The 26,743-nt window shown below is 49.5% G+C and carries 31 protein-coding genes and 3 tRNA genes; 19 read left to right on the forward strand and 15 right to left on the reverse strand.

The window, feature by feature from the left end; translation table 11 throughout:
* The first annotated feature begins 10 nt into the window (after positions 1-10).
* Both HV041_RS05535 and ptsG read left to right on the forward strand, forming a co-directional pair.
* A complete protein-coding gene (locus tag HV041_RS05535) occupies positions 11-808 on the forward strand; it encodes a metal-dependent hydrolase (RefSeq protein ID WP_121584798.1) in 798 nt (265 codons plus the stop codon).
* 293 nt (positions 809-1,101) lie between these two features.
* Positions 1,102-2,535, forward strand: coding sequence for a PTS glucose transporter subunit IIBC (gene ptsG, locus HV041_RS05540; protein WP_005128998.1), 1,434 nt, complete (start codon positions 1,102-1,104; stop codon positions 2,533-2,535).
* Positions 2,536-2,590: 55 nt separating this feature from the next.
* Here the strand turns inward: ptsG and HV041_RS05545 are convergent, their stop codons facing one another.
* From HV041_RS05545 to HV041_RS05560, 4 genes are all read right to left on the reverse strand, one after another.
* Positions 2,591-4,369 (reverse strand): aminopeptidase P family protein, encoded by a 1,779-nt coding sequence (locus HV041_RS05545; RefSeq protein ID WP_121584797.1) that lies wholly within the window; start codon positions 4,367-4,369, stop codon positions 2,591-2,593.
* A gap of 15 nt (positions 4,370-4,384) precedes the next feature.
* On the reverse strand, positions 4,385-5,839 hold the full coding sequence (locus HV041_RS05550) for an AMP nucleosidase (protein ID WP_005128994.1): 1,455 nt from the start codon (positions 5,837-5,839) through the stop codon (positions 4,385-4,387).
* Between the two features lie 118 nt (positions 5,840-5,957).
* Positions 5,958-7,274: a shikimate transporter gene (gene shiA, locus HV041_RS05555; protein WP_061068116.1), complete on the reverse strand. Its 1,317-nt coding sequence runs from the start codon at positions 7,272-7,274 to the stop codon at positions 5,958-5,960.
* Between the two features lie 217 nt (positions 7,275-7,491).
* Positions 7,492-7,567: transfer RNA gene (locus tag HV041_RS05560), tRNA-Asn, on the reverse strand.
* A gap of 326 nt (positions 7,568-7,893) precedes the next feature.
* On the opposite strand from HV041_RS05560, the gene nac reads away from it, so the two are divergent.
* Both nac and cbl read left to right on the forward strand, forming a co-directional pair.
* A complete protein-coding gene (nac, locus tag HV041_RS05565; protein ID WP_101742071.1) occupies positions 7,894-8,811 on the forward strand; it encodes a nitrogen assimilation transcriptional regulator NAC in 918 nt (305 codons plus the stop codon).
* Between the two features lie 101 nt (positions 8,812-8,912).
* Entirely contained in the window at positions 8,913-9,863 is a 951-nt protein-coding gene (cbl, locus tag HV041_RS05570; RefSeq protein WP_121584796.1) for an HTH-type transcriptional regulator Cbl, read from the forward strand.
* Between the two features lie 42 nt (positions 9,864-9,905).
* Here cbl and HV041_RS05575 read toward each other — a convergent pair.
* Positions 9,906-9,981 (reverse strand) — tRNA-Asn (locus HV041_RS05575).
* 99 nt (positions 9,982-10,080) lie between these two features.
* Positions 10,081-10,878 (reverse strand): DgsA anti-repressor MtfA, encoded by a 798-nt coding sequence (mtfA, locus tag HV041_RS05580; protein WP_121584795.1) that lies wholly within the window; start codon positions 10,876-10,878, stop codon positions 10,081-10,083.
* A 93-nt stretch (positions 10,879-10,971) separates the two neighbouring features.
* Here mtfA and HV041_RS05585 point away from each other — a divergent pair.
* Positions 10,972-11,061: transfer RNA gene (locus tag HV041_RS05585), tRNA-Ser, on the forward strand.
* A gap of 66 nt (positions 11,062-11,127) precedes the next feature.
* Here the strand turns inward: HV041_RS05585 and HV041_RS05590 are convergent.
* From HV041_RS05590 to HV041_RS05615, 6 genes are all read right to left on the reverse strand, one after another.
* Complete coding sequence (locus tag HV041_RS05590) at positions 11,128-12,171, reverse strand: tyrosine-type recombinase/integrase (RefSeq protein ID WP_052463722.1); 1,044 nt, start codon at positions 12,169-12,171, stop codon at positions 11,128-11,130.
* The gene (locus tag HV041_RS05595; RefSeq protein ID WP_072041425.1) at positions 12,146-12,388 is read right to left on the reverse strand and encodes a DUF4224 domain-containing protein; all 243 of its coding nucleotides are present in this window, start codon (positions 12,386-12,388) and stop codon (positions 12,146-12,148) included. The genes HV041_RS05590 and HV041_RS05595 overlap by 26 nt, the downstream gene beginning before the upstream one ends.
* Positions 12,389-12,458: 70 nt before the next feature.
* A complete protein-coding gene (locus HV041_RS05600) occupies positions 12,459-14,930 on the reverse strand; it encodes a 3'-5' exoribonuclease (RefSeq protein ID WP_182294063.1) in 2,472 nt (823 codons plus the stop codon).
* Positions 14,931-15,071: 141 nt separating this feature from the next.
* Complete coding sequence (locus HV041_RS05605) at positions 15,072-15,410, reverse strand: Rrf2 family transcriptional regulator (RefSeq protein ID WP_225622103.1); 339 nt, start codon at positions 15,408-15,410, stop codon at positions 15,072-15,074.
* Between the two features lie 48 nt (positions 15,411-15,458).
* Entirely contained in the window at positions 15,459-15,671 is a 213-nt protein-coding gene (locus tag HV041_RS05610; protein WP_086523794.1) for a hypothetical protein, read from the reverse strand.
* Between the two features lie 207 nt (positions 15,672-15,878).
* Complete coding sequence (locus HV041_RS05615; RefSeq protein WP_079223866.1) at positions 15,879-16,316, reverse strand: helix-turn-helix domain-containing protein; 438 nt, start codon at positions 16,314-16,316, stop codon at positions 15,879-15,881.
* Between the two features lie 89 nt (positions 16,317-16,405).
* Between HV041_RS05615 and HV041_RS05620 the strand changes: the two genes are divergently transcribed.
* From HV041_RS05620 to HV041_RS05670, 11 genes are all read left to right on the forward strand, one after another.
* On the forward strand, positions 16,406-16,636 hold the full coding sequence (locus HV041_RS05620) for a YdaS family helix-turn-helix protein (protein ID WP_071698699.1): 231 nt from the start codon (positions 16,406-16,408) through the stop codon (positions 16,634-16,636).
* Between the two features lie 2 nt (positions 16,637-16,638).
* A complete protein-coding gene (locus tag HV041_RS05625) occupies positions 16,639-17,193 on the forward strand; it encodes a toxin YdaT family protein (protein ID WP_071698683.1) in 555 nt (184 codons plus the stop codon).
* Between the two features lie 54 nt (positions 17,194-17,247).
* Entirely contained in the window at positions 17,248-18,048 is an 801-nt protein-coding gene (locus HV041_RS05630) for a DUF1376 domain-containing protein (RefSeq protein ID WP_094169096.1), read from the forward strand.
* Between the two features lie 2 nt (positions 18,049-18,050).
* On the forward strand, positions 18,051-18,791 hold the full coding sequence (locus tag HV041_RS05635; RefSeq protein WP_048235132.1) for an ATP-binding protein: 741 nt from the start codon (positions 18,051-18,053) through the stop codon (positions 18,789-18,791).
* A gap of 19 nt (positions 18,792-18,810) precedes the next feature.
* Positions 18,811-19,227, forward strand: coding sequence for a PerC family transcriptional regulator (locus tag HV041_RS05640; RefSeq protein ID WP_048221169.1), 417 nt, complete (start codon positions 18,811-18,813; stop codon positions 19,225-19,227).
* 5 nt (positions 19,228-19,232) lie between these two features.
* Positions 19,233-19,571, forward strand: coding sequence for a DUF977 family protein (locus HV041_RS05645; protein WP_016150447.1), 339 nt, complete (start codon positions 19,233-19,235; stop codon positions 19,569-19,571).
* Between the two features lie 256 nt (positions 19,572-19,827).
* Entirely contained in the window at positions 19,828-20,787 is a 960-nt protein-coding gene (locus tag HV041_RS05650; protein ID WP_137379060.1) for a DUF523 and DUF1722 domain-containing protein, read from the forward strand.
* Between the two features lie 229 nt (positions 20,788-21,016).
* Complete coding sequence (locus tag HV041_RS05655; RefSeq protein WP_032943871.1) at positions 21,017-21,250, forward strand: DinI-like family protein; 234 nt, start codon at positions 21,017-21,019, stop codon at positions 21,248-21,250.
* Between the two features lie 43 nt (positions 21,251-21,293).
* A complete protein-coding gene (locus tag HV041_RS05660) occupies positions 21,294-21,539 on the forward strand; it encodes a hypothetical protein (protein WP_137379061.1) in 246 nt (81 codons plus the stop codon).
* Positions 21,540-21,667: 128 nt separating this feature from the next.
* Positions 21,668-21,868: a hypothetical protein gene (locus tag HV041_RS05665; RefSeq protein WP_137379062.1), complete on the forward strand. Its 201-nt coding sequence runs from the start codon at positions 21,668-21,670 to the stop codon at positions 21,866-21,868.
* 2 nt (positions 21,869-21,870) lie between these two features.
* On the forward strand, positions 21,871-22,230 hold the full coding sequence (locus HV041_RS05670; protein WP_137379063.1) for a RusA family crossover junction endodeoxyribonuclease: 360 nt from the start codon (positions 21,871-21,873) through the stop codon (positions 22,228-22,230).
* A gap of 142 nt (positions 22,231-22,372) precedes the next feature.
* On the opposite strand, the gene HV041_RS05675 is transcribed toward HV041_RS05670, so the two are convergent.
* Positions 22,373-23,586 (reverse strand): IS3 family transposase gene (locus HV041_RS05675; protein ID WP_148735742.1). Its coding sequence is split into 2 segments (ribosomal slippage): positions 22,373-23,292 and positions 23,292-23,586, totalling 1,215 coding nucleotides; the frame shifts between segments, so codons are not numbered across the junction.
* Between the two features lie 135 nt (positions 23,587-23,721).
* Between HV041_RS05675 and HV041_RS05680 the strand changes: the two genes are divergently transcribed.
* Positions 23,722-24,528, forward strand: coding sequence for a DUF968 domain-containing protein (locus tag HV041_RS05680; RefSeq protein WP_249424100.1), 807 nt, complete (start codon positions 23,722-23,724; stop codon positions 24,526-24,528).
* Between the two features lie 14 nt (positions 24,529-24,542).
* On the forward strand, positions 24,543-24,974 hold the full coding sequence (locus HV041_RS05685) for an antiterminator Q family protein (protein WP_052463721.1): 432 nt from the start codon (positions 24,543-24,545) through the stop codon (positions 24,972-24,974).
* Positions 24,975-25,260: 286 nt separating this feature from the next.
* On the opposite strand, the gene cspF is transcribed toward HV041_RS05685, so the two are convergent.
* Entirely contained in the window at positions 25,261-25,473 is a 213-nt protein-coding gene (cspF, locus tag HV041_RS05690) for a cold shock-like protein CspF (protein WP_072041427.1), read from the reverse strand.
* Positions 25,474-25,769: 296 nt separating this feature from the next.
* Here cspF and cspA point away from each other — a divergent pair, with 296 nt between their 5' ends.
* Positions 25,770-25,985 carry an RNA chaperone/antiterminator CspA gene (gene cspA, locus HV041_RS05695; protein ID WP_040230721.1) on the forward strand — a complete coding sequence of 72 codons (216 nt, stop codon included), beginning with the start codon at positions 25,770-25,772 and terminating at the stop codon, positions 25,983-25,985.
* Between the two features lie 407 nt (positions 25,986-26,392).
* Here cspA and HV041_RS24885 read toward each other — a convergent pair whose 3' ends face one another.
* Complete coding sequence (locus tag HV041_RS24885; protein WP_162835200.1) at positions 26,393-26,563, reverse strand: YnfU family zinc-binding protein; 171 nt, start codon at positions 26,561-26,563, stop codon at positions 26,393-26,395.
* Positions 26,564-26,743 lie beyond the last annotated feature (180 nt).

A 26,743-nucleotide genomic window follows, 5' to 3' on the forward strand; every position in this document is an offset into this window, starting at 1 on the left:
GAGAGACATTATGTTTTTAGTCGACTCGCACTGCCATCTTGATGGCCTGGATTATCATTCTCTGCATAAGGACGTGGATGACGTGCTGGCGAAAGCGGCCGCACGCGATGTGAAATTCTGCCTTGCCGTTGCCACCACGCTACCGGGGTACCGCAGTATGCGCGAACTGGTTGGTGAGCGTGACAATGTGGTTTTCTCCTGCGGCGTGCATCCGTTAAATCAGGACGAAACCTATGATGTCGAGGATTTGCGTCGTTTTGCCGCCGAAGAGGGCGTAGTTGCGATGGGTGAAACGGGGTTGGATTATTTTTACACCCCGGAAACTAAAGTTCGCCAACAGGAATCATTCATCCACCACATCCAGATTGGCCGTGAGTTACACAAGCCGGTTATTGTTCATACCCGCGATGCGCGTGCTGATACGCTGTCTATTCTGCACGAAGAAAAAGTGACGGATTGTGGCGGCGTACTACACTGTTTTACAGAGGACAGAGAAACGGCGGGCAAATTGTTGGATCTCGGATTTTATATCTCGTTTTCCGGCATCGTCACGTTCCGAAATGCAGAGCAGCTCCGTGATGCCGCCCGCTATGTGCCTCTGGACCGGTTATTGCTCGAGACGGATTCTCCCTACCTTGCGCCTGTACCGCATCGTGGAAAAGAGAACCAGCCCGCCATGACTCGTGACGTTGCAGAGTACATGGCCGTAGTGAAAGGTGTTGCCGTTGAAGAACTGGCGCAAATCACCACAGATAACTTTGCCCGCCTGTTTCACATCGACGCCTCTCGCCTGCAATCAGTACGCTAACTGAGTTTTTTTAAAGCTCGTAATTAATAAACAAAGCGAGTAAAGTTCACCGCCATTAAATGGGCGGTGAATAACCAGTTTGAAACATTCAGATACTCATTTTATCGGAATGTGCGAGTTTTTAGGCCATCCACAGCTGAATTGTGATAGCCGTCAAACAAAAACGAACTGAATTATTTTACTCTGTGTAATAAATAAAGGGTACTTAGATACCCTGTCCACGGCGAGGTTCTCCCCCCTCGCCAATGCGTGAGAACGTAGAAAAGCACAAATACTCAGGAGCACTCCTAATTATGTTTAAGAATGCATTTGCTAACCTGCAAAAGGTCGGTAAATCGCTGATGCTGCCGGTATCCGTACTCCCTATCGCAGGTATCCTGCTGGGCGTCGGTTCCGCTAACTTCAGCTGGCTGCCAGCCGTTGTATCGCACGTAATGGCAGAAGCAGGCGGTTCTGTTTTTGCGAACATGCCGCTGATTTTCGCTATCGGTGTTGCGTTAGGCTTCACCAACAACGACGGCGTATCCGCTCTGGCATCCGTTGTTGCTTACGGCATCATGGTCAAGACCATGGCTGTTGTTGCGCCGTTGGTTCTGCATTTACCTGCTGAAGAGATCGCCGCTAAACACCTTGCTGATACGGGTGTTCTCGGGGGGATTATCTCCGGTGCGATCGCAGCGTATATGTTCAACCGCTTCTACCGTATCAAATTGCCTGAGTATCTGGGCTTCTTTGCCGGTAAGCGCTTCGTTCCTATTATTTCTGGTCTGGCTGCCATCTTCACAGGTGTGGTTCTGTCCTTCATTTGGCCGCCGATCGGTACTGCTATTCAGACGTTCTCCCAGTGGGCTGCATACCAGAACCCGGTCGTGGCGTTCGGTATCTATGGCTTCATTGAGCGCTGCCTGGTGCCGTTTGGTCTGCACCATATCTGGAACGTTCCATTCCAGATGCAGATCGGTGAATACACCAACGCTGCAGGCCAGGTATTCCACGGCGACATCCCTCGCTATATGGCGGGTGACCCGACTGCGGGCAAACTGTCCGGTGGCTTCCTGTTCAAAATGTACGGTCTGCCGGCTGCTGCTATCGCTATCTGGCATTCTGCTAAACCAGAAAACCGCGCGAAAGTGGGCGGTATCATGATCTCCGCTGCGTTGACCTCGTTCCTGACCGGTATTACCGAGCCGATCGAGTTCTCCTTCATGTTCGTGGCGCCGATCCTGTACATCATCCACGCTATCCTGGCTGGTCTGGCATTCCCGATTTGTATTCTGCTGGGTATGCGCGACGGTACATCATTCTCCCACGGTCTGATCGACTTTATCGTTCTGTCCGGTAACAGCAGCAAACTGTGGCTGTTCCCGATTGTCGGTATCGGTTATGCGATCGTGTACTACACCATTTTCCGTGTGTTGATCAAAGCGCTGGACCTGAAAACGCCGGGTCGTGAAGATGCGACTGAAGACAACAAAGCGGGCGCGACTGGCGAAATGGCGCCTGCCCTGGTTGCCGCGTTCGGCGGTAAAGAAAACATCACTAACCTCGATGCGTGCATCACGCGTCTGCGCGTCAGCGTTGCTGATGTTGCCAAAGTGGATCAGGCTGGCCTGAAGAAACTGGGTGCGGCGGGCGTTGTTGTCGCGGGTTCTGGTGTTCAGGCTATTTTCGGTACCAAGTCCGATAACCTGAAAACTGAAATGGATGAGTACATCCGTAACAGCTAAGCAGTAAGACGTTGGGGAGAACTAAGGCAGCCTGCGGGCTGCCTTTTTTATTGCCTTAATTGGCCTGAACGCGAATCGGCGCGGTGGCGGCGAACAGCCACGGACGAGCCTCTGCGTTCACGCGGGGGGATAACGTCTCTCTGACCTGCTGGTGGTAATCATCAATCCACTGTTTTTCTGCATCGCTGAGCAAATGCAGTTCAACCAGATTCAAATCAATCGGCACCAGCGTCAGCGTTGAGAAACGACAGAAACCAGGGCGACTGTTGATAATCTCCACCTGATTCTCAATACGGATCCCATATTGTCCGGCCAGATAATAACCCGGCTCGATGGTAATGATATTGCCCACAACCAGAGGCCAGGGGTTTACTTTTTTGGCGATGCGATGGGGTTGCTCATGGATGAGTAACTGATGACCCACACCGTGGCCGGTACCGTGATCAAAATCCAGACCTAAATCCCACAACGCCCGACGACTAAAGGCATCCAGTTGATGTCCCTGAGTACCGGTGGGAAACTGCAGTGAGATAAGCGATAAAAAGCCTTTCAACACGGCGGTGTAATGCAGACGACGCTGCGGATCCTGTGGACCAAAGGCGAGCGTTCTTGTTGTATCCGTAGTGCCATTTTGATACTGGCCGCCGGAATCATTCAGGTACATTGCCTGTGTGGTGATGGGGGTGTTTGTTTTCTCGCTGGAATGGTAATGACACATCGCCGCATTGCTGGCAGAGGCGGAAATAGTACTGAAACTTTGCTCTATAAATCCTGGCTGCTGCTGGCGAAACGCCAGCTGCTTGGCTTGTGCTTCCAGTTCAGTGACAGGATTTCCTGCTGCCTCGCGCAGCGGAACCTCATGCGCCAGCCAGGCCAGAAAGTTTACCCATGCGGCGCCATCCTGTTCATGGCATTCCCGATACCCTGCCAGTTCAACATCATTTTTATGAGCTTTAATCAATGTGATGGGGTCGGGGGTCCAGAGAACCTCTCCTCCGTTTTGTTCAATGGCGAACCGCAGCGCGACTGGCGCATAGTCTTTATCAACCAGGAAACGCTTTCCTTGGGCAAGTTGCTGGCAGCGCGGAAGAAAGTTTTCTTGCGGGGCCAGCGTGATCGTCTCCAGCAACGATGCAGGCAGCTGCTGCGTCTTATTATTATCAACAAACCACTCCAGTTCGCCGCTGCGATGGAGCAGGGCAAACGAAAACGGCACTGGCACCATAGCCAGATCCGAACCGCGCACATTCAGCAGCCAGGCGATGTTATCCGGCAGCGTGATCGCCAGCACGTCGGCCTGATGCTGGGCCAGTTGTTCCACTATTCGTTCGCGCTTATGTGCGCTGCTTTCGCCGCTTATCTCAACGGGCATTTCACGAATTACACCACAGGGGGCGGCTGGACGGTCGAGCCAGATCTGGTCGAAGGGATCGCGTTCCATCGGAACCAATTTGCAGTGAGTGGCCGACAGTGCTTCAAATTGGCTGTTGACCATCAGCAGAGGTTCAAAGCCGATACGCGCACCAGAGGTGACGTAAGCCTGCAAGTAGTCGGCCAGAGGTTCCTCGTGCAAATGATGGATTTCAAAATCATCGAGAGAGACTTCGTTACGCACCTGGACCTGATAGCGCCCATCGACAAACATCAGCGCGCGATCGCGAAGTACCAATGCAAGACCAGCGGAACCGCTAAAGCCGGTGAGCCAGGCCAGTTTATTGTCATGTGGCGTACAATCTTCACTTTGGTGAGCGTCGGCGCGTGGAACAATCATGCCATCCAGTCCCTGCGCTAACAGCAGACTGCGCAGGGCGGAAAGAGGAGTTGAGTTGTGCATAGTTACCTTCAGGCCTTAACGGAACGGCGGTTCGTTGAACGTACGTAATTTACGGGAGTGCAGTCGGTCGCCTTCAGCACGCAGACGGTCGATAGCCCGGATACCTATTTGCAGGTGTTCAGAAATGGCACCTTCATAAAAACGGTTGGCCTGACCAGGCAGTTTGATCTCGCCATGCAGTGGTTTGTCGGAAACACATAGCAGCGTGCCGTAAGGGACGCGGAAGCGGTAGCCCTGAGCGGCGATGGTGGCGCTCTCCATATCGATAGCTACCGCGCGGCTGAGGTTAAAACGTAGCGCAGAAGCGGAATAGCGTAGCTCCCAGTTACGGTCGTCGGTGGTGACGACGGTTCCGGTACGTAAACGCTGCTTAACCTCTTCGCCGGGCATGCCGCTGACTTCTTTGGTAGCGTCATACAGGGCGCGTTGCACTTCCGCAATGCTCGGAATCGGAATATCCGGCGGCAATACGGCATCCAGTACATGGTCGTCACGCAGATAAGCGTGGGCCAGAACATAGTCGCCAATTGCCTGACTTTCACGCAGACCGCCGCAGTGACCAATCATCAGCCAGACGTCAGGACGCAGTACGGCCAGATGATCGCAAATGGTTTTGGCGTTAGAAGGGCCGACGCCGATATTAACCAGCGTGATCCCCTGACCGTCGGCGGTAATTAAATGCCAGGCGGGCATCTGGTGTTTTTTCCACGCCAGATCGGAGATGGCCTCTTCCGGCGCTTCAGTTTCCGCGGTGATCCAGATCCCGCCCGCGCATGACAGCGCGATATACGGGCTGTCCGGATCGAGGATCTGGCTGCAACCCCAGCGCACGAACTCATCGACGTAGCGGGTGTAGTTGGTGAACAGTACAAAGGGCTGAAAGTGCTCAACCGGCGTTCCCGTGTAGTGACGCAGTCGCGCCAGCGAGAAATCGACTCGTCGCGCGTCGAAGTGCGACAACGGGGAGAACTCCGCCGGATGATAGGTACCATCCGCAGTTTCATCGCCAATCTGTGACAGCTCGGTGGTCGGAAAATGGCGCGTCAATCCGGCGCTCATCGAGCGGTCGAGCGTCAGTTCAGAGCCGTCAATGACATACGGATAGGGAATTTCATGTTGCGACGGCTCGACGGAAATATGCGCATCATAATCCTGATACAGCAGCGTCAGTTGTTCTTCAAGATAAGGGCGAAAAAGCGACGGGCGGGTGATGGTTGTGGTATAGCAGCCTGCATGGGTAAAACGGCCATAGGCGCGGGTTTTGGGGGGATTGGTGGCGCTGCCATCCCAGGTGACACAAAGCGATGGGTAAACAAAAAGACCGTTTTGGCGGGCGATGTCGTCAGGGAGCGTCCCTGTTTCAATATACTTACCAATGGCGCTACGCAGTGCTTTAACCGACTGCTCGTACAGCGCGTCCAGTTTATCCAATGCCTGAGCCGGGGTCAGGCTGGAGCCCTTATTGTTCATGTCTGTCTCCTTGTTCCACAGATGTACTGCTCTCCCGATAGTATGTCACAGGAATGTGAAACAAAAGTCAGACGTTGAGGAAGATTATGCGAAGACCCGATGGCCTTCGCACAAAGGTTTACGCGTGTTGCTTATCTCTCATCAGCATTGCGGTCACGGCCGAAATAAGGCATCCGGCCATCAGGTAAATGGCAACGCTGTGCCAGTCGCCACCGGAGAAAGTCACTAATGCAGCGGCAATAAAAGGCGTAAAACCACCGCCGACAACGCTGGCAACCTGATAACCCACGCCTGCGCCACTGTAGCGATAGCTTGCGCCAAACAGGCCGGTAAACATAGGCTGCTGTACGCAGACCACCATATCGTGCGCAATGTTGGCCAGCATAATCGCGAAGAACACTATCCAGAAAATGGACTGCGCTTCCAGCGCCATGAAGAATGGGAAGGCGCTCAGCGTACCGACCAGCGCACCGGTAATATAGACGCGCCGACGGCCAAAGCGATCGGCAAGCCAGGCAAAGCAGGGGATGGTCAAACAACTCAGCCCACCAACCAGTAACCCGATATTCAGAAACAATTCGCGCGGCAGCCCCAGGTTCTGCGTGGAGTAGTTGAGAGCAAATGCGGTAACAATGTACATCGTCAGGAGCTCACACAGACGCAGGGCGATAATTTTCAGAAATGCTCCTGGGTGACGGGTGAGCGCCTCGATAACCGGCAGCCGCTTTTTCACCGGTTGAGGGGCCTGTTTTTGCTGTTCGAATTCAGCCGATTCATCCATTCTGTTGCGCATCCACAACGCGCCCAGAACCAGCACAATGCTGAACAGGAACGGAATACGCCAGCCCCAGCTCAGGAACTGCTCATCGGTTGTTTGCGAGCTAATCAGCGAGACCAGCCCCGTAGAGAGCAGTAGCCCGACGCCGTAACCGACCTGAACGCCGCTACTGTAGAAGGCTTTTTTATTTTTCGGCGCACTTTCGACCGAGAGCAACGCCGCGCCACCCCATTCACCGCCAACGGCGAATCCCTGAACGGCGCGCAGCGTCACCAGTAGCACAGGAGCCCACCAGCCAATGGTGTCAAAAGAGGGAATAATCCCGATCAGCGCAGTGGCAATACCCATCATCCAGACGGTAAGCATCAACATACGTTTGCGGCCCAGACGATCGCCGAAGTGGCCGAAGATTATCCCGCCTAACGGACGGAACAAAAATCCGACGCCAAAGGTGGCGAATGCGGCAAGTGTTCCCATCGCCGGACTAACCTGCGGGAAAAACTCGCGATTAAAGACCAGCGCGGCGGTGATGCCATAAAGCAGAAAATCATACCAGTCGACCACGGCACCCGCGAAGCTGCCGAGTGCGGCACGTCGGGCACGGTTAAGCGATGAGGTGTCCTGCTGGGGACCCGTGGAGGTGAGGGTGGAATCCATAGTTATCCTGTCTGTACTGTTTTTTAATTATTAGTATTGGAGTTAGGTTATGCACATTGCAGTCGAGGTATAAACGACTGTAATGAGACTACCGCGACAGACGAGAAGATAAAACGATTTTATCCCTTACAAGAGGACAAGATGAAAAATAAGACGATTGAAGAAATTAATAAGCAAAAAGCCCGCTTAAGTTTCCTTAAGCGGGCTTCTCTAAATATGGCTCCTCTGACTGGACTCGAACCAGTGACATACGGATTAACAGTCCGCCGTTCTACCGACTGAACTACAGAGGAATCGTGTGAACGAGGCGCATATTAGCGGGGGCGATGGGGGTTGTCAAAGGGGTAAATGAAATTGTGTGTTCGTTTGCTGACAAATTCAACAAAGCGGCGATCTTTCATGCTTTTTAGACATTTGCCCCATTCTGGTGCGGGTCTACCTCTTGTGGGGCAGCCCGGAAAAACGCGGAATCAGTAGAAGCGATCACTTTCCTGCGCCATCCCTTACTTAACGGGAGCTTAACATTAAATAATCGTCTACAGATGAAACTGGCAAGCATCTTGCAATCCTGAGTTTCATGATTGCCAGCATGGGTTCTGGTATTCCGACAGGAGGCAAAATGAACTTCAGACGACTGAAATACTTCGTAAAAATCGTCGATATTGGTAGCCTGACCCAGGCAGCGGAAGTATTGCATATCGCTCAACCCGCGCTGAGCCAGCAGGTTGCTACGCTGGAGGGGGAGCTGGATCAACAGTTGTTGATCCGCACCAAACGCGGGGTGACGCCGACGGAAGCGGGGAAAGTGCTGTATACGCACGCCCGGACGATATTACGGCAGTGTGAACAGGCACAGCTTGCGGTCAATAATGTAGGGCAGACCCTGAGTGGACACGTCTCTATTGGCCTGGCGCCAGGCACTGCGGCATCATCAATTACCATGCCGTTATTACAGACCGTTCGCGCCGAGCTGCCCGATGTACTGGTCTATTTGCATGAAAACAGCGGGGCGGTGCTGAACGATAAACTGCTCAGTGGTCAATTAGATATAGCGGTGCTTTACGAGCGCTCGCCGATCGCGGGTATTTCCAGTCAACCGTTACTCAAAGAGGATCTTTACCTGGTGGGGACGTGCGAATGTCCAGGGCCTGGTGTCGATTTAACGGCAGTCGCGCAGATGAATTTGCTTCTGCCACGGGATTACAGTGCGGTCCGCCTCCGTGTTGACGAAGCCTTCTCACTGCGCCGCTTAACGGCCAAAGTAATAGGTGAAATTGATTCTATCTCCACCCTAACGGCCGCGATTGCCAGCGGTATGGGGGTGACAGTCTTACCTGAATCGGCAGCCCGGGCATTATGCCATGCAGCGAATGGCTGGATGGCGCGGATTACAACGCCCTCCATGAATCTGCCCCTCTCGCTTAACATGTCAGCCAGAGGCAGTTTGACACCACAGGCTCAGGCGGTGAAAGAGATCCTGTTGTCGCTGGTTAGCCGTCCGGCTCTGGAAAATCGGGAACTACAGCTGGTGAGTTAGACCTTATTCCAGCCAGGAATAAGATGCAGGTTTTTATTATTTGTTATGCCGGGCATCAGACTTTAACAATAGTGTAATGTCTGATGTACCCGGAGCGAAAAGTGAATTTCCAGCAACTTAAAATAATCCGCGAGGCGGCCCGTCAGGATTACAACCTGACGGAAGTCGCGAATATTCTTTATACCTCGCAGTCGGGGGTAAGTCGGCATATTCGTGAACTTGAAGATGAACTTGGCATCGAAATTTTTATTCGTCGTGGTAAACGTTTACTTGGCATGACCGAACCGGGGAAGGCGTTGCTGGTGATCGCTGAGCGCATTCTTAATGAAGCCAGTAATGTTCGCCGACTGGCGGACCTGTTTACCAATGACACGTCTGGTGTGCTGACCATTGCGACCACACACACGCAGGCACGCTATAGTCTGCCAGCGGTGATCAAAGCATTTCGTGAGCTCTTCCCGGAGGTTCGCCTGGAGCTTATCCAGGGGACGCCGCAAGAAATTGACGTTCTCCTGCAAAATGGTGGCGCAGACATTGGTATTGCCAGTGAACGACTCAGCAACGATCCGCTGTTGGTGGCGTTTCCCTGGTTTCGTTGGCAGCACAGCCTGCTTGTTCCACTCGATCATCCATTAGTTAAGGCTTCCCCGCTTACGCTTGAGTCTATTGCGCACTGGCCGCTCATTACCTATCGGCAGGGTATTACGGGGCGTTCACGTATTGATGAGGCATTTGCGCGTAAAGGGTTGGTGCCGGATATTATCCTCAGTGCACAGGACTCGGATGTGATTAAAACGTATGTAGCGCTGGGGCTGGGAATCGGGCTGGTGGCGGAGCAATCCAGCGGAGAGCAGGAGGAGGGGACGTTAACCCGCCTTGATACCCGGCATTTATTTGATGCGAACACCGTTTGGCTGGGGCTCAAACGTGGTCAGTTGCAGCGCAATTACGTCTGGCGATTCATCGAGCTATGCAACGCAGGTTTATCTGTGGAAGAGATTAAACGCCAGGCGATGGAGCCTGATGAAGTGATGATTGATTATCAGATATAAAGCAAAAATCCTGCTTAGTTTCCTAAGCAGGCTTCTTAAATATGGCTCCTCTGACTGGACTCGAACCAGTGACATACGGATTAACAGTCCGCCGTTCTACCGACTGAACTACAGAGGAATCGTGTGAACGAGGCGCATATTACTGACCTCACCATGACGTGTCAACAGTAAAATTAATACGTCATATCAATTGGTTAATTAATCTTCAGATTCAGTATTAATGTACATTTGATGAGCGAAAATGGTCTTCTTCCTGGCTATCGCGCAACCGAAGCATTGGGTTCTGGCGATAGAACTGGAAAAAACGTTGCCACAATGCCGGAAAACGTGGTGCAAACAACTCGGGGGCGCTGAAGAAATACTCGGATAATACCGCAAAGCATTCTGCAGGATCGGTTGCTGCGTAGGCATCTATACTGCAGGCCGTTTCACCCACCAGATCGATTTCATCCTGGATGTTGTTCATCGCGGCATGGAGATCATGCTCCCAGTTCGCAATTTCCCTCAGCGGAATAGCCGGAACGCCGCTGGCGCGATCGCCATTACGCATATCAAGTTTATGTGCCACTTCGTGAATAATCAGATTAAAGCCGGAAGCATCGAAGGAATCCTGGATATCAAGCCAGTTCAGGATCACCGGACCCTGTTGCCAGCTTTGGCCTGACTGAATAATCCGTTGATTGTGCACCAGCCCAATATCATCTTCCCATTCGTCATCCACGACAAACGGGGCAGGGTAAATAAGGACTTCATGAAAACCATCGAGCCATTCGATGCCTAATTCCAGAACAGGCAAACAGAAAAGCAGAGCAATACGTGCACTTTTCAGTGCGTCCAGTTCAAATCCTTGTAGTGCAACCAATCTTTTTTGCTGTAAAAAACGCTCAGCCAGGGCAATAAGCCTGGCTTGTTCTTGTTCAGTAAGATTCACCAGAAGAGGAATTGCCAGGGCATCATCCCAGGGCCAGTCATCATTCCGGGCTGTTTCTTGCTCTTTCCAGGGCCACTTAATCATCGTTTTGCTCGCAAACTCGTCACTTGAACGAAATTGACGGAACTGGGTCTGTTAAAATGCCAAATTACCTGGCATCATGGCAACCACCAGAACGGAGAGATGCCAGAGCGGCTGAATGGACCGGTCTCGAAAACCGGAGTAGGGGCAACTCTACCGGGGGTTCAAATCCCCCTCTCTCCGCCACTATTCAAACACTTAGCTCAATTCCTTTCAACGACTCATGTCACACTTGGTATAGTGTTGGTATATTCACTTGGTATAAAACTCGCCATCATCATCTTCTGATTTGCCCAAGACTGGAAGATCCAATGTGGGAGAAATTTTCACTTTTCTGTCATAAACCACAACCTGGCTTTCAGTTTTGTGACCTGAGAATAGTTGTTTATCCTTACTCGAGCCTTCGTAATCAGATATTCCCTTGGCTTTGAGATCATGAAAAGTACACGGCAGTTTTCTATCTAGTTTTTTTCCTGCTGCTTCCCTTGCCGTTTCCCACAGATCATTAAACCCACTTTTCGAGTATTTAGTTTTTTTGCTGCTACAGATAACCGTTTCCCGCCCACCCAGAGTTTTTGCAAGTTCGATGGCGTTATGAAGCCGTTCAGTCCAGACTTTTATTTGTTTAGTCCCGGTCTTTCCCTGCTGGATAAAAATGCCTTCCTCGCTTACTTGCGACCATTTGAGAGAAAGTACATCGGAAACGCGAGCTGCGCATAAGTAAGATATCTCCATGCCAACCCGGAGAGCTGGTGCCGCCTCTTCATAAATTGCCTGATATTCTTCGTCTGTCACGTACACGTCACGGGCTTTTAAAGAGAACTTGCGCACTCCTTTGCACGGATTTCCTTTCACGTACCCTCGTTCATATCCCCATGAGAAAACACGCGACATCCCGCCGAGTTCCTGGTTTGCCTGGTTAATGCTGCGTTGGCCACGTTTATCCATATAGATCCTGACCATCTCAATTTTTATGTCATCTGCTCGCATATTCCCGAACACTGGGACCAGGTTTTTTTCATACGATCTGTAATCAGTCTGCGTCCGTGGAGCCAGTTCAGCAAAAGCTGGGCTACTGGTGAATAACTTCCATAATTTAGAAAATGTCATTACGTCTGAACGCTTGGCTTTCTCTTCCTCATAACGCGCCCATAGCCGGGACATACTTGTCCCGGTAATAGGTGCAAGAGTTACGCTTTGTTTTGTTCCTTTTGGCTTCCACACATAGCTATAACGGTTTTTAGTTACGCGTGGCGGGAGGTGCTTGTCTTTAGGATCTTTTCTTGGTCTGCCCATTGATTGCGTCGTAATTTGGCTCAAGTGCAACATATTCATCGACCTTAGGTAATTCAGAAACTCCGGGACCAATACTTCTGCGCAATACAATTGGGCGGTTCCGCCCATCAGTGGTGAACGGTATGCCGTGACACCGCAGCTGTCGCTGCTGGTGGGTGTAGCGCTGATAGCCAGTAATTTCTGCAATTTCCTGAGGAGACAGTGTAAGTTCGTGCATAGCTCATCTCTCTGATGGCCTGCCTGTAAAAACATACCAGGCAGGAACCATAAATTGTGAAATTAGAAAATCAGTTTGCGGTCAGACGTTTCCAGATTGCAGAGACGTATTTGACCTGATGCCGGGCGTCAGAAAGTGCATTGTGCAAATCACCTTCAAACGGGATGTCGAAGCGCGGATTGATACCGACAGATTTACCCAGTTCAACCATGGTCCTTACGTCCCTGTCATTCCAGAACGGAACAGCGAAGGGCGTTTCTGTTAACACATACGCGCGGCGGAGAATGACGTTATCAAACGAACAGCCATTACCCCATACCTGAACGGAGTGACTACCGTTAGCAGCATTTTCAGCAATAAAGTCGGCCAGAAGCTCAAGGACTTCGCGCAACCCCATGGCTCCATCAACAAGAATCGCAGAACGGGCTTCCGAAGATTGTTTTAACCACCACTGAATTGTCGAGGCATCCGGTTTCATGCCAAACGACATCGATGACTCTAGACTGACAATCTGGTAAAACTCGGCTCCAGTGTTACCAGTTGAAGGATCAAAAAATACAGCGCCGATAGAGACTATTGGGGCATCAGGGCTGTTGCCCATAGTTTCCATATCAAGCATCAGGTGAGTATAAAAAGCGTTCAGGGGATCTGTATTAATATGGTGAACGGGTTCATTATTCAGGGAAGCTGACGTGTCACCAGTTGCATCAGCGCTTTTAACTGGCAAAACTGCTGTTTCGCTCTGAGACACTTCCGGATTAGCTTTGATTTCGTTGTTGTCAGTTTCTTCCATCTGCACATCGCTGGTGGCTTCCTCTGTATTGGCATGATGTATTTTATCCTCGACGGCGCGCTGGCGTACCTGGTCTACGACAGAAAGCGCTGGCGCTGGCTGGCTCCCCATTAGGCCATCGATGGAGAACACTCCGTTGCCCATGTTGGCGATTGCTGGTTGTTCGACTACAGCGTTCTGTTCAGCTGTGACTTTCTCGTTAATTTCGTTTTCCCAGCTTTTTTCTGGCACGTGACCGGCTGCCGCCAGGGTTTCTTCAGTTGGGTGCTGGTGGTCGGTTTCAGTCAGGTTCTTATTGATGTGACGGCTCAGCAGTTCCGGGAAATGGTGAGCGTTTTCTTCTGCACTGCGAATAAGCGCGAAAATAGCGGCACGGGAATAATCCAGGATGCCAGCGCGTTTGCGCAGGGCGACGGACCACTCTTTGAACGGGCTTTCGTTTTTAGCAATGATCTCTTTTGCGCGACGGAAAACGCCACCCGGGATATCGTAGATGTTGAAATCCATTGGAAGTGTGGCCAGCGCAATATCAATGTCCAGAGTGTCCAGCGAGTGGACAAGTTCCGGGTTGCGATCGGTCTTATTGCCCCCACCAGCGTTGGTTCCGGCATCAGAGCGCTGAATCTGAGACACACGATTGCCCTTACACCACTCTTTAACCAGCAACCCGCGATCAATGTGTTCAGTGTTGAACCAGGCCTTAAAGAACTGAATTACGGTAGACAGATCCACTCGTTTACCATCAACCGGGAAAATAGTTTTTAGCGCGCTGACAATTTTCCAGATATCGATCTCTGGCGCTTTCCTGAATGGTTCTACATTCTCTGCAGCAAGCAGCAGATTTTGCACGTAGCTGTTATCCACATCCAGCTCAAGTTCCTGAATGGTTTTCTTCTGTTCAGTATCAATATGGTAAGCATATTCATCAGAAATAAACTGAGCTAAAAGGCGCTGGCGTAGCGGGAGGGTCGCAACGGTAATGAGTTCTGGCGTTACAGGTGGAACGGTGGGCTCATCACCCACAATTCGTGCTTTCTTATCGTTAATCCACTCCTGCACGGTTTGAGTCCGCATTTTCGGTTCCGTAATCCATTCGGTAATAAATTCCTCAAATGAAGCGACGGTATAAACCTGCTCACGGTCGAAGACTTCTTTTATGGCGTTTGCCAGGTTCCACTCGACATGGGCAGAAAGCTCTTTCGCCGCTGGCACATTTGCAACGGCCAGTAACAGGTTTTGTATATAGAGATCATTATCGTCCAGTTCCATCTGTCCGATCTCGACGTGCCGCGCTTCACTGATTTCCTTCTCTTCGCCGTCATTTAACAGGTGCGCAATCAGCCGCTGAGACAGGCGCAGGCGAGATATGGGGCGGAGCAATGCTGGCGCATCGCTGGTGGATACATTGGCACTGGAAGTTTCAGGTTTTTGCTGGCTGGAAGCCTCCAGATTTTCATTATCCGGCTTCTGTTTCAGTTGCCACGTCTGCTGGTCTTCTGCCAGTTCGTAACGATCGCACCATGTGTCATCAAGTGTGCTTTCCTCAGGTAGATCGTCAACAACAAACCAGTTGGTGCGGACAGGTAATTGATAGTCGGCGCCACGACCGACGGCAATATCGTTATCTTCGAGAATATTGAGGATTTCGCGTTCTGCACGGGAATCTGATTTCGCAGAGAACCAGCAAAACAGGTTTTTTGCCTCAGTTGCTTTCGCTTTGGCTTTAATAAGATACGCATACGTTAACATTGCGTTCGGGCTCCATAGGATTGTAAGATACCCGGCAGCTGATGATCGCCGCCTAAGGTAGTGGTTATTGGTCAAAACTCGTTCCGGAAAGCTTTGGTCGGCTGACCGGGTACTTAACCCGCCTTGCGCGGGTTTTGTGCTTTATGGGGTGGGGGATTTTCCCTGCGCCAGCTGTGCGACGGGGACCCACTCCAGAGCATTCAGCACGGGCTCAAATGAATCAGGCGTGTGAGTAACGGCGCGAACGACGTCAGCCACGCTGGGGTTTGCTTTGCTAAGGTGGTACCCGCCACCAGCGCCACGCTGGCTGGTGACGATTTCACTGCTGCGCAGCTTCGAGAAAATCTGCTCGAGGTAAGACACAGACAGTTTTGATTCCTTACTGATAGATGCGATGGAAACAGGGCTGCCGTTGTAAATCCTGTTGAGGATGGCAACCACCTGAACAGATGCCACCACACGTTTCATTCCAAACTCCATAGTCACTTCCTTACTGATGCTGGCAACAGCCATTGGTCAAACTCGTTATTAACGAACTACGGTCTGTTGGTCGGCAGACGGGTCGCCCTTCTGGGCAAGCGTGTAGCAAATCAGTCGAATGATGACTTCAATGCGATTTAGATGTACGGCCTGACACCGCACTGGTTTACGTGCGAAATCGATCATGGATTTATCCTCTTGTGTTGCCCTTGTCGCCAGGCTGGCGGAACGTTGAACCTGCTGCGTGTTAATGCCTGCCATCTCATCCGGTGATTCGTATGCCGCCGGCAGCTACTTCGTGGGCGTCCTGCCTTGATGACTGATTTTCTAAAATCAGACTACAAATAAATATGTCATCAGTCAACGGAGATTTGACATAATTTATTTCAATGATTGTTTTTGTGGGTTCTTTTGGCGATGGGAAGCAATAAAAAAGGCCGCCTTAAGCGACCTCTTGTATGGTTGGAATCAATCTTTAGTGGGGGATGGCTCGATCTTTCTCTTGCTGAGAAATTCAGCCATGAATTTATCAAGCTCTTCAAGTCGATTGCTGGCTAGTTCAATGAAGCGGGTTTGTTCGACTTCTGGTAGCTGGTCAAAAATCTCCAGTAGCGCAGCTTGTTTCTCATTCAGTACCGTTTTACTTTCACTGGTCGCTTTAAGATAAGACTCTTCTTCATCGGTTAAAAAGAACCAATACAACGGCTTACCTAGAGCTTCTGGAAATAGGGCCAGTTTCTCCTTGCGTGGGAAATTGCCGGTATTGCACCAGTTACTAACCGTTTGTGAGTTTACCCCAACCCTGCGACCCAACTCAGATTGAGATATTCCAGCTTCATCAAGAGCTCGTAACAGTCTTTCTTCGAAGTTCATGTTCGTATCCAAATCAAACCCATAAGCAAGCATACAAACTTTCTTATCAGATGTGATTGATTAAGTTTCTTGACATTGACAAATTATTTATCAATTATGTGATTCTTAAATTGGGAGGAAGCATGAAAGATCACATTCAACAGAAAATACTTTCACTGTGTGGCAGCCAATCAGAACTGGCTCGCCGCTTAGGCAAAAACTCACAGACAGTTTCAGTCTGGTTTCGCACTCAAGTCGCCAGCACAGAGGTTCTAAACGCCTGCAGGGCGCTGGATTGGAAAGTCACCCCACATGAAATCAGACCGGATCTTTATCCAAACCCCACTGATGGTTTACCTCAAAAGGAGGCTTAATCATGCAATCAGCCACGTATCAACATCATAGCCAGCGTTTAGCTATTCCGTTGAAAACGGAAAATCATTTTAAACCCCAGCGCCGTGACGGCATCCAGCACCGTGCCATATTGGCTGCCGTTCGTGAATGGGAATCGACATTACCAGGACAGGCACAGGAACGGATCGCTCAGCTGGTGGCTGAAGAGTGGGCCAAGGCAGATGGCCGCGGAATTGCTGTTAATAAGCAGAATTTATTCCGATATCTGAAAAACGAAGGAGGGTCAGAAAAGTATACGGCTTACGTTATGCAGCTGTCAGGCTCAATCATTGCAGCTATGCCAGTTCAGATTGCCAGGAAGCACGGGCTAAGTAATGCGAGCACAGAAGCGGAGCTGGTGGCGAACGCTATCAAAGAGTGCAGTGAGGCACACCATGCGAAATTAATCGGCGCTCCGTTACAGAAACTGGAGAAGGAAATTCGTGAAGCAGCAATCGCATTGTTCAACATGTTACCTGCTGACGCGGCGGGACCACTACTGGCGAGTTTAAGCGCTGTAGCGCCGCAATTGTTTTAATCGAGTTTTGAGCAATAACCATTACGCGCCGGGAAACCGGACAAGGGAGTAACCATGGCAGCTCTGCCTTACATGCAACTTTACATTGCTGATTACCTGGCGGACACCATGCATCTGTCTACAGAAGAGCATGGCGCATACCTGCTACTGATGTTCAATTATTGGCAAACAGGTCGCCCGATCCCCAAAAACCGTCTATCGAAAATTGCACGGCTGAGTAACGACCGTTGGGATGCCGTTGAACCTTCGTTGAAAGAGTTTTTTAACGATAACGGAACCGAATGGGTACAGGAGCGTATAGAGCGTGATCTGGAGGCGGTTAAAAACTCAATCAGCCAAAAGTCAGCAGCTGGAAAGGCATCCGCTCAGGCGAGAAAAGCTAAAAAAGGAGCGAATAACCAACAAAATAACAACGGGTGTTCAACGGGTGTTGAGCAGCCGTTAAAACAGAATACCAACGGAAACCCAACTAATAAAGATCCAGATACAGATACAGATCTAAAAGAAAACCAAGAGAGAGAGTTACACGCGCCAGGTGACTTTTTACCGCCCATAGGCAAATTTCCGATCACAGATGACTGGACACCTGGTGATGACTTTGTACGCCAGGCTGCGCAGTGGGGAATAAACCTTGGGGATCTACCAGGGTATACCTCCGTCGAATTACAGCAGTTCCGGGACTACTGGAAATGTGAAGGGAAAGTTAAACACCACATCCAGTGGGAACAGACTTTTGCTTCCAGCCTGAAAACATCACGCGCCAAATCTTCCTCACCATCGGCAGGTACACGTCGACAGGCTGGCTTTGGCGTTTCACAACCTGACACTCAGATCCCGCCGGGATTCAGGGGGTAACGATGAAATCGACGCATGACTTACTTGGCCGTCTACGTAATCTCATGCCTGCAGGTGTTCAGCCGAAATTTACCAGCAGTCAGGAATTAATGGCCTGGCAGCAGGAAGAAGGGCGAAAGCGCGCAGCTGAGCTGGAAAAACAAAATCAGCGTAACCGTTCAGAAAGGATTTTTGGGCGCTCAGGGATCTGCGAGTTGCACAGGGGGTGTTCATTTGCAAATTACCAGGTGAGCAACGACGGGCAGAAACACGCGCTGACGATGGCAAAGAGCTACGCCCATAACTTTGGGAATGGCTTTACCAGTTTCATATTCAGCGGCAGTTGCGGAACAGGGAAAAATCATCTTGCCGCGGCAATCGGGAACTACCTGCTTCAGCACGATTATTCCGTTCTGGTTGTGACAGTACCTGATTTGATGCTTCGCGCCCGCAAGTGCTATGACGAGGGCCAGTCTGAGTCTGATTTGCTGGATGATTTGTGCAAGGTTGATTTGCTTGTTCTTGATGAGGTTGGTGTTCAACGTGATACGCGCAATGAGTGGGTATTACTTAATCAGATAATCGATCGCCGTATGGCGTCAATGAAACCAGTGGGTGTACTTACAAACCTGAATTATGACGAATTATCAAAAGTTCTGGGTGAGCGGGTCATGGACCGCTTAACCATGGATGACGGTATCTGGGTAAATTTCGCCTGGGGAAGTTATCGCAAAAATGTGACCCATTTACGGGTCGTGAAGTAACTAAAACGAGTATTGACCAATGACCATAGAAATCTCTCAGAAAGATCGGGTAGCGATAGTGGTACGCCATACCCCGAACTGCGTATTACGTGATGTGTGTGAAGCGCTGGATATTCCATCCGGTACCGCTGGTAAGTTTCTGCGCGCGCTGACTGTCAGCGGCACAGTCCTGCGCACTCACAACGGAACTCAGTATGTTTATAACATCTCTCCGGATGCAGAATTACCTGACGTAAAGCTGCCCTTCATGGAAGAGAAAAGCGATCCGGCTGAAACGCAATTAGCGGAGAAAATGGCGAAAGACCTTAAGTCACGGGGACTCTGGCGGCGCGCGGCAAAGGTATATACCGACATGTTAGACATAGCCCGTAGTTCAGCTGAAGTGTCACGTATAGCGCAGCAACGTAATGAATGTCTACGTATGGCCCGGAGATGATCAGCATGCCAAGACCAAATACACCAGAAGAGCAGGCGGCACTTATTCGGGTGATCATTGAAGAGGTGAAAATCCGTGGACGCTTAACCGTTAGCGAGGCATCACAGATGTTGTCGCTGCATCGTCAGACTGCTGAGAAGTATTTCCGCGTCGCAGCCGAACGCGGCGAACTCATTCGTTACGGTCGTCTTGGTTTGTTCAGGGATCAGAAGGCTGTGATTGATTTCGATCTCCAGCGTTTTTCATACGGATCGAGTAAACCTGTTATTGAGTTACCTGCAGATTTTCGGGGAAGTGCAGTTATGCGCCGGGTTATAGATATCGTGGGGAGGATGCCAGCATGACAACCGAAAAACGGCGGAACATGGCTTTCACTACTCGACGTTGAGCATGTCCTGCTAGTGGTAGGCGTAAGATTTAAGGATGAGTGAAGGAACCTCAACTTTACGGCTCTATCTGATTCCTTTTCATTACGCTGGCGATGTCCTCATGGTTATGCTTATCTGTAATAAGAATGATATAAATAGATTAGGTATTATCATTTGAACAGTCACGATTTTCCTTTCGCGAAGTGGGCATTGAATTAACGAGGGTATCGATATGAACACTCAACCAGCTATCGGGATTAGCGGATGCTTGACCGGAACAGCTGTGCGGTTCGACGGCGGCCATAAACGAATGGGTTTTGCGATGGATGAACTGGCTCAGTGGGTAACTTTCAAGCCTGTCTGTCCGGAGATGTCCATTGGTTTATCTGTTCCCCGCCCAGCATTGCGCCTGGTTCAAACCAATGAAGGTTATATTCGCATGCGTTTTAGTCACGAGCCTGGTGAGGATATAACTGACAAAATGACTGAATTCACAACTCCATATATCCGAGGGCTTAGCACCTTGTCTGGCTTTATTGTCTGTGCCAAATCACCGAGTTGCGGTATGGAGAGAGTGAGGTTGTATGACGAAATGGGAAATCGTGGGCGGAAAGAAGGCACGGGCCTTTTTACTGGTGCGTTAATGGAAGCATATCCGTGGTTGCCGGTTGAGGAAGATGGACGTTTGCACGATCCGGTACTGAGGGAGAATTTTGTCGAGCGCATCTTTGCTCTCAATGAACTTAACATCTTAAGGGCTAATGGCCTTACGCGTCATGGGATACTTAGTTTCCATAGTCGCTATAAGCTCCAGCTTTTGGCTCATAACCAAGCAGGCTATCGTGAAATTGGGCCTTTTGTTGCTTCGATGCATGAGTGGAATGATTTGGAAGCATTTTTTGTTCTTTACCGAGAAAAGTTAATGGCAATCCTCAAGAAGCCGTCCTCACGGAAAAACCATACCAACGTGTTGATGCACATCCAGGGATACTTCCGTAACCAGTTGAATACACGTCAGCGCGGAGAACTGCGTGACGTTATTCTCAACTATAGCAGTGGACTCTTGCCGATACTCGCTCCACTTACTTTGCTAAAGCACTATCTGGCTGAATATCCAGATCGCTATTTGCTTACTCAGAACTATTTTGACCCCTACCCGGATGATTTAGCCCTACGCCTGATGGTTAATTAGTTTTTGAATACAGCCTTTAAACTATTTAATCTCTGGATCTTTAACCCGCTCCGGCGGGTTTTTTCTTATCTATACAGTGTTGCCACTCAGATTTAGTGAATCCCTAATGCTAGGAAAAGCTCAGTGTATACAACGGCATGGCTTTGGCAAAAAGTGCTATTAACCACTTGAATATGAGATTCAATAGGTATACTGTATGAATGTACAGTATTTTGATGTAGAGGGAATTATGAAGGTAGAACTTACGATCAACAAATCAAAAGACCTGCCGCGCGGAGCCATACCCGCACTTGAGAAAGAGCTGCTTAAGCGACTTCAGAATCAATATGGAAATTGTTCTCTAGTTATCCGCACGGCTGGCGGTGATAGCTTGACAGTTTTTGGTGGCGATAAGGGCGATAAAACGAAGGTGGAGGAAATCCTCCAGGAGACCTGGGAAAGCGCTGACGACTGGTTTTATTAGTTTTTTGGGTATTACTTTATCCCGATTGCATGGGGGAGTTTAAGTGAAAGAAAAATTAGAATTGCCCAAAAAAGGCTACGCAGTCATCAGATGTCACGATGGAGTCATCGTTGCCAGGCTGCGATCATTTCCTGAGTGTGAGCGCGCACTGATGTACCGTCGCGGTAGCATGGTGTCTTTCATGCCTCTTCAGGATGATGAAATTATTGGTACACCTACGTTGTTTACTCAGATGCTGGAAAGGGCTGGTTATCGCGTTACCCAGAAATCTGTTACACTCCCGTCATAGGCCTGAACAACCTATACCTGCTGCGCCACAGGAGAAAAGCCCATGGCGCAAGATCAATTCAAGCAATCCCACATACTGACGTTAACCAACGCCAGCGATTTTCTTTTTGCCGCATCCAGAGGTGCGTTATGAAGAAAAGCTGGTTTCAACACACCCAACTCACCACTGAGCAGGCTGACGAACTGGAAGCCCGCTATAAAGCAAAGCAGATTAAGACCAAGCGTAGTCTGGATAATGACTTTATTCACTGGACGATCAGCGCGTTCTTGCCGGAAGTATCTAGGCCTCCTCGTCAGGACAGAACCTGGCAACAACGGATCTGGAGGTGAATGTGAAAGTCTACGATATTACCCCAATGGGCAAGCCCAGAATGACGCGTGCTGACAAATGGAAAAAACGCCCCGAGGTTCTGCGTTACTGGGCTTTCTGTGATGAAGTTCGTCTGCGGGGTGTTGAGCTGGCGGAAAGCGGTTCACATGTCACCTTCATTCTTCCGATGCCAGCGAGCTGGAGCAAAAAGAAACGGGCTGAGTTCAATGGTAAACCACACCAGGCTAAACCTGATTTCGACAACATGATGAAAGCCCTGATGGATGCCATTTACGAAGATGATGCTCACATCTGGGATTCACGCGTCACTAAATTATGGGGAGAGAAGGGGCAAATAATTATCGGGGAGATTGCAGAATGAGGGCGTTGCTTAAACCCGTGGTTGCGCGTGAACTTGGAATTGTGCTGCTCAAGCCGGGCAGTGAGCTGATGTCATTATTCAGTTCTGAGCGTGTACTGGTGGAAAGCCAGCCAGCAGGTATGGAGCGTTTGCCTTGTAGTGGTCAAGTAATACTGGCCACAGTTTTACAGTAAAAATGGTATCTGTTCTCAGACTCTTCCGGCGTCAGTCCACCGTTATAATGGTGAGGTCTGACGCTGTTGTAGTAGTTCAGTATGTAATCATTAATTTGCTGCCGGGCCTCGTCCTTGCCTGCATAACCATGTGCTGGCACCCATTCTGTTTTCAGACTGCGGAAGAAGCGTTCCATTGGACTGTTATCCCAGCAGTTTCCCCGTCGACTGACGCTTTGTTTTATTCTGTAACGCCAGAGAAGTTGCTGATATTTCAGACCTGTATATTGGCTTCCCTGGTCGCTATGGAACATGACATCACGCGGTTGACCACGCGTTTCATAGGCCATCCGCAGGGCACTGCTTATCAGTGCGGTATCGGCATGTACTGACAGACTCCAGCCGACAACCCTGCGGGCAAAAAGATCCATGACGACCGCCAGATAGCACCAGCGATTTCCTGCCCAGAGATACGTAATGTCTCCGCACCACACCCGGTCTGGTTCGGGCACAGCGAACTGACGCTCGAGCAGATTCGGCAGGCAGGTATGCTCCTGACGGGCATTTTTGTACTGATGTTTTCCGGGCTGATAACTGCTCAGGTTCAGATATTTCATCAGACGTCCGGCACGGTAACGGCTCATCGCGACGCCGTTTTGGGTCAGCATGTCAGCCAGAGTGCGTGCCCCCGCAGAGCCCCGACTCTGGTTCCACGCCCGACGTATTTCGCTGCACAACCTGACGTGTACCGGATTAACCATATCGCGTCGTTTTCGCCAGTACCGGTAACTGCTGCGGTGTATTTCCAGCGCGGAGCACAGGCTGACAACCGTGTGGCTGTCACTCAGTCTGGCAACTATCGTGAACCGTTCAGCGAGTCGGACATCAAGAGCGCAGTAGCCTTTTTTAATATCGTATTTTGTTCCTCCAGACGGCGAACCTGCTTTTCCAGCTCGCGGATACGTTGCTGGTCTGGAGTAATGGGCGTGGCAGTGGGCGTAATCCCCTGGCGCTCTCGTCTGAGCTGGCGTACCCAGGACTCAAGCGTGGTAGAACCAACATTCATTGCTTCACTGGCTTGTCGATATGAGTAGCCTTTATCAACAATCAGCTGTGCACATTCCAGCCTGAACTCAGGGGTGAAAGTACGTTTAGTTTTCTTGTTCATTAAGTCACCTGTTTTATGTTGTGGTGAGAATATCACCTTTAATCAGGTGGCCAAATTTACTGTGCCACTACACCTGCAGGCCGTGTTCCTGACGTTCGCCAGCCGCTTGCGTATGACGAGTCCCTGCGACCGTTCTTCCTGGATGAAAAAGTTATTAAGGCAGTTGGTGGTTTGAGTGGCCTTGATTACTGGCTTCTGCGTTATGGCGGAGGCTGCTGCCAATGGCCACACAGCGATTACCATTATCACGAGTTAACCACTCTGCGTCATGAACCCGGATCGGTTCTTCTGTGTGGACATTGTGATAACCATTTGCGTGACCACTACAGCGAGCAACTTGCAGAGCTGGCGAGACGTAATGTTATTAGCTGGATTATCAATAGCATTATGGTGGCGCTTAATCAGGATCCATCCAGAGAACTGTCGCTTGCGGAGCTTTGCTGGTGGGCGGTACGTATGGGGGTTACCGACGCAATTCCCGAATCAGTAGCCTGCCGGGCGCTTCGTATTCCTTCAGAAGAGCATCAGCCAGTCATGCGTGAATGCGATATCGAACCTGGCGTGTCCTCCACCAGCATCATTACAGCCAAAGCCAGCACAGTAACCGTGAACATGGCACCAGCACAGGTGCCAGCGGTTAAGCCCGTAATTAGTGTTCTGGTCGATCCTGAGTCCCCGCAAACCTTTATGAAACGTCCAAAGCGGATCCGCTGGATGGCTCCCAGATATCTGGCATGGATTAAAACTCAACCCTGCGAATGTTGTAGGCGACCGGCAGATGATCCGCATCACCTGATTGGCCATGGACAGGGGGGGATGGGAACAAAGGCGCACGACTTGTTTGTTATACCACTGTGCAGAGAACATCACGATGAGTTGCATGCTGATCCTGTGGCATTTGAAGCGAAATATGGTGACCAGTTGATGCTTGTTTTTCGCGTTATAGATCGTGCGCTGGCAATCGGCGTACTGGCATGAATAGAGGAGATAACATGCGAGATATTCAGATGGCTTTAAAACGATGGGGCGGTTGGGTCGCTAGTGATAGTTCAGGAGTGAACTATTCTCCAGTAGCAGCAGGATTCAAGGGGCTGTTGCCCCAGACATGCAAAACCAGATTGTCTTGCAGTGATAACGATGGGTTAATTATTAATTGCGCAATGGCCAGACTTAAGAAACATGATCCTCTTTTGTGTGTGATGCTTGAATGGTATTACGTCCATTGTATTCCCGTTCGTGTTATGGGGAAAAAGTTGGGAATTTCCCATACGCAAGTATTAAAGCGACTGCAGGCTGCTGAGGGTTTTATTGAAGGTTGCTTGGCGATGGTGGATGTAACTCTGGAGATGGATATAGAATGCCCGAGAAAAAATACTGGCACATATAAAGCAAAAAGGGTTGTGGAATTCCAAAAAGCTATTTAGTCTGTTAAGTATTGTTATTTCGCACCGCAATTTGTAATAACATCTGCTTGAATTTGCAGTGTTTTCCAGATGATACCATGATTCCTAGCCCCTGCTTTCAAGCTGGGGCCAGCAGGACGCGGCGAACTAACAGGTTAGATGAAAAGAAGTATAGTCGCTATCAGCGTGCAGCATGAGCTCTTAAGACCTGTCAGCCAGTCGTTTAAGTAGATTTTCGGATACATATGAAACTCTCCCTGTTTTTAAATTATCTATTATGATTCCAGAAGTCAGAGGGGGCTACAAGTCATGAGAGATATACGTTCGCTGCCGACGGGCCTCGAAGACCATTTATTCGACAAAACTCAACGCGTAATCCGGGAAGGAGTACTTCTGAGTCACGGAGGTTTAGAGCTGAAATGTGAAGCTGCACATCTTTGCGACCATCGGAGGGGGAGATTAGACCTTTTCCGCTTTTGCAGTCAAAGGCTGTGACAATACCTGTCATTTTACGAGACAAAAAAATTCCTTAAAGCTAATAACGAGGTGCACTATACACATGCTCATAGATAATGCCAGAAATACTTTTCGGCCATCGTGAGATCTGGATGGCTAAAATAAATATTGATTATTATATACGCCCATGCGTTAATGATTGTGTCGGTTTTAAGATCAGACAAAATACAAAGTAGTTTACTAAAGCAGTTCTCATTTCAGGTGTTGTATATTTATCCCTTCTTTGAGTCTCTCCACTAAGCGCTAAGTAGTTTCTGTAATAAAACCATGTTCGCCGGAAGGCCAAATTAAGGAATGAAAATGTCAAATAAAATGACTGGTTTAGTAAAATGGTTTAATGCTGATAAGGGATTCGGTTTTATCTCTCCTGCAGATGGTAGTAAAGATGTATTTGTTCATTTCTCTGCTATCCAGAGCGATAATTTCCGCACCTTGTTTGAAGGCCAAAAAGTCTCATTCTCCATTGAGAATGGTGCTAAAGGTCCGGTTGCCGGCAGTGTAGTTATCACAGAGTAAAATCCTTTTTTTGTCTGTATGCGATAACGATGACGGCTAAGGCCTGAGTAGATATACTGACAGAAGTAATGGATGTATTGTTGGATCAGTAGCGTTAGAATGTTACTGATCCAGCATTAAAGGCAACGGTGAGCATATTTCATCTCTATCTTGAAAAGAAAGTATACTGACCATTGTCGTTGAGTGTAGGTTCACTGCACGGAAAGCTTAACGGTAGAGACTAACTGCTTGCCTTACACTACTAAAGTATGCAAGGGGATGGTTTTCCCAGATATCATCATAATTACTATTCATTGAATATGAAAATACTAAACCCGCAGCCAGCGGGTTTTTTATTATCTGTAACTTGAATAATCTTAAAATACAGACGTAGTGATTCTGTGCGAGAAACGGTATCTCAAACAGATTCAGGCTGCTTCTTTTTGATTCGTCTGGAATACTTTATTGCAATGAGGACAGATTAAAAGGGAACCTTTTTGTACTCTTGAAAAACTGTGTTCAGATTGCTGGGTACAGTTTGGGCAGGTACATTTGACAAGATAGTTACGGCGTGATTTAGAGTCTTTACGTTCTGACATAGGCTTTTCCTTGATGGATGGACTTCAACTTTACCTTAATTTGCCCAGGAAATCTTAATTTTATGAAAAGATAGGAAGCTGATAAAAATATCGGTGACTGAATTGATATAGCCATTAGTAAGGTAACGCGCATAGATTGATTGTAATGAGTCGCCGAGAAGATAGTGGTTAGCGGTGAAT

This window comes from Citrobacter sp. RHBSTW-00029 (assembly GCF_014104295.1).
Lineage (GTDB): Bacteria > Pseudomonadota > Gammaproteobacteria > Enterobacterales > Enterobacteriaceae > Citrobacter > Citrobacter youngae.

Bases quoted from the DNA above. Each gene is read 5' to 3' on its own strand.
- HV041_RS05535 (WP_121584798.1), top strand. From the start codon at position 11: ATGTTTTTAGTCGACTCGCACTGCCATCTTGATGGCCTGGATTATCAT.
- ptsG (WP_005128998.1), top strand. From the start codon at position 1,102: ATGTTTAAGAATGCATTTGCTAACCTGCAAAAGGTCGGTAAATCGCTG.
- HV041_RS05545 (WP_121584797.1), bottom strand. From the start codon at position 4,369: ATGCACAACTCAACTCCTCTTTCCGCCCTGCGCAGTCTGCTGTTAGCG.
- HV041_RS05550 (WP_005128994.1), bottom strand. From the start codon at position 5,839: ATGAACAATAAGGGCTCCAGCCTGACCCCGGCTCAGGCATTGGATAAA.
- shiA (WP_061068116.1), bottom strand. From the start codon at position 7,274: ATGGATTCCACCCTCACCTCCACGGGTCCCCAGCAGGACACCTCATCG.
- nac (WP_101742071.1), top strand. From the start codon at position 7,894: ATGAACTTCAGACGACTGAAATACTTCGTAAAAATCGTCGATATTGGT.
- mtfA (WP_121584795.1), bottom strand. From the start codon at position 10,878: ATGATTAAGTGGCCCTGGAAAGAGCAAGAAACAGCCCGGAATGATGAC.
- HV041_RS05590 (WP_052463722.1), bottom strand. From the start codon at position 12,171: ATGGGCAGACCAAGAAAAGATCCTAAAGACAAGCACCTCCCGCCACGC.
- HV041_RS05595 (WP_072041425.1), bottom strand. From the start codon at position 12,388: ATGCACGAACTTACACTGTCTCCTCAGGAAATTGCAGAAATTACTGGC.
- HV041_RS05600 (WP_182294063.1), bottom strand. From the start codon at position 14,930: ATGTTAACGTATGCGTATCTTATTAAAGCCAAAGCGAAAGCAACTGAG.
- HV041_RS05605 (WP_225622103.1), bottom strand. From the start codon at position 15,410: ATGGAGTTTGGAATGAAACGTGTGGTGGCATCTGTTCAGGTGGTTGCC.
- HV041_RS05610 (WP_086523794.1), bottom strand. From the start codon at position 15,671: ATGGCAGGCATTAACACGCAGCAGGTTCAACGTTCCGCCAGCCTGGCG.
- HV041_RS05615 (WP_079223866.1), bottom strand. From the start codon at position 16,316: ATGCTTGCTTATGGGTTTGATTTGGATACGAACATGAACTTCGAAGAA.
- HV041_RS05620 (WP_071698699.1), top strand. From the start codon at position 16,406: ATGAAAGATCACATTCAACAGAAAATACTTTCACTGTGTGGCAGCCAA.
- HV041_RS05625 (WP_071698683.1), top strand. From the start codon at position 16,639: ATGCAATCAGCCACGTATCAACATCATAGCCAGCGTTTAGCTATTCCG.
- HV041_RS05630 (WP_094169096.1), top strand. From the start codon at position 17,248: ATGGCAGCTCTGCCTTACATGCAACTTTACATTGCTGATTACCTGGCG.
- HV041_RS05635 (WP_048235132.1), top strand. From the start codon at position 18,051: ATGAAATCGACGCATGACTTACTTGGCCGTCTACGTAATCTCATGCCT.
- HV041_RS05640 (WP_048221169.1), top strand. From the start codon at position 18,811: ATGACCATAGAAATCTCTCAGAAAGATCGGGTAGCGATAGTGGTACGC.
- HV041_RS05645 (WP_016150447.1), top strand. From the start codon at position 19,233: ATGCCAAGACCAAATACACCAGAAGAGCAGGCGGCACTTATTCGGGTG.
- HV041_RS05650 (WP_137379060.1), top strand. From the start codon at position 19,828: ATGAACACTCAACCAGCTATCGGGATTAGCGGATGCTTGACCGGAACA.
- HV041_RS05655 (WP_032943871.1), top strand. From the start codon at position 21,017: ATGAAGGTAGAACTTACGATCAACAAATCAAAAGACCTGCCGCGCGGA.
- HV041_RS05665 (WP_137379062.1), top strand. From the start codon at position 21,668: ATGAAGAAAAGCTGGTTTCAACACACCCAACTCACCACTGAGCAGGCT.
- HV041_RS05685 (WP_052463721.1), top strand. From the start codon at position 24,543: ATGCGAGATATTCAGATGGCTTTAAAACGATGGGGCGGTTGGGTCGCT.
- cspA (WP_040230721.1), top strand. From the start codon at position 25,770: ATGTCAAATAAAATGACTGGTTTAGTAAAATGGTTTAATGCTGATAAG.
- HV041_RS24885 (WP_162835200.1), bottom strand. From the start codon at position 26,563: ATGTCAGAACGTAAAGACTCTAAATCACGCCGTAACTATCTTGTCAAA.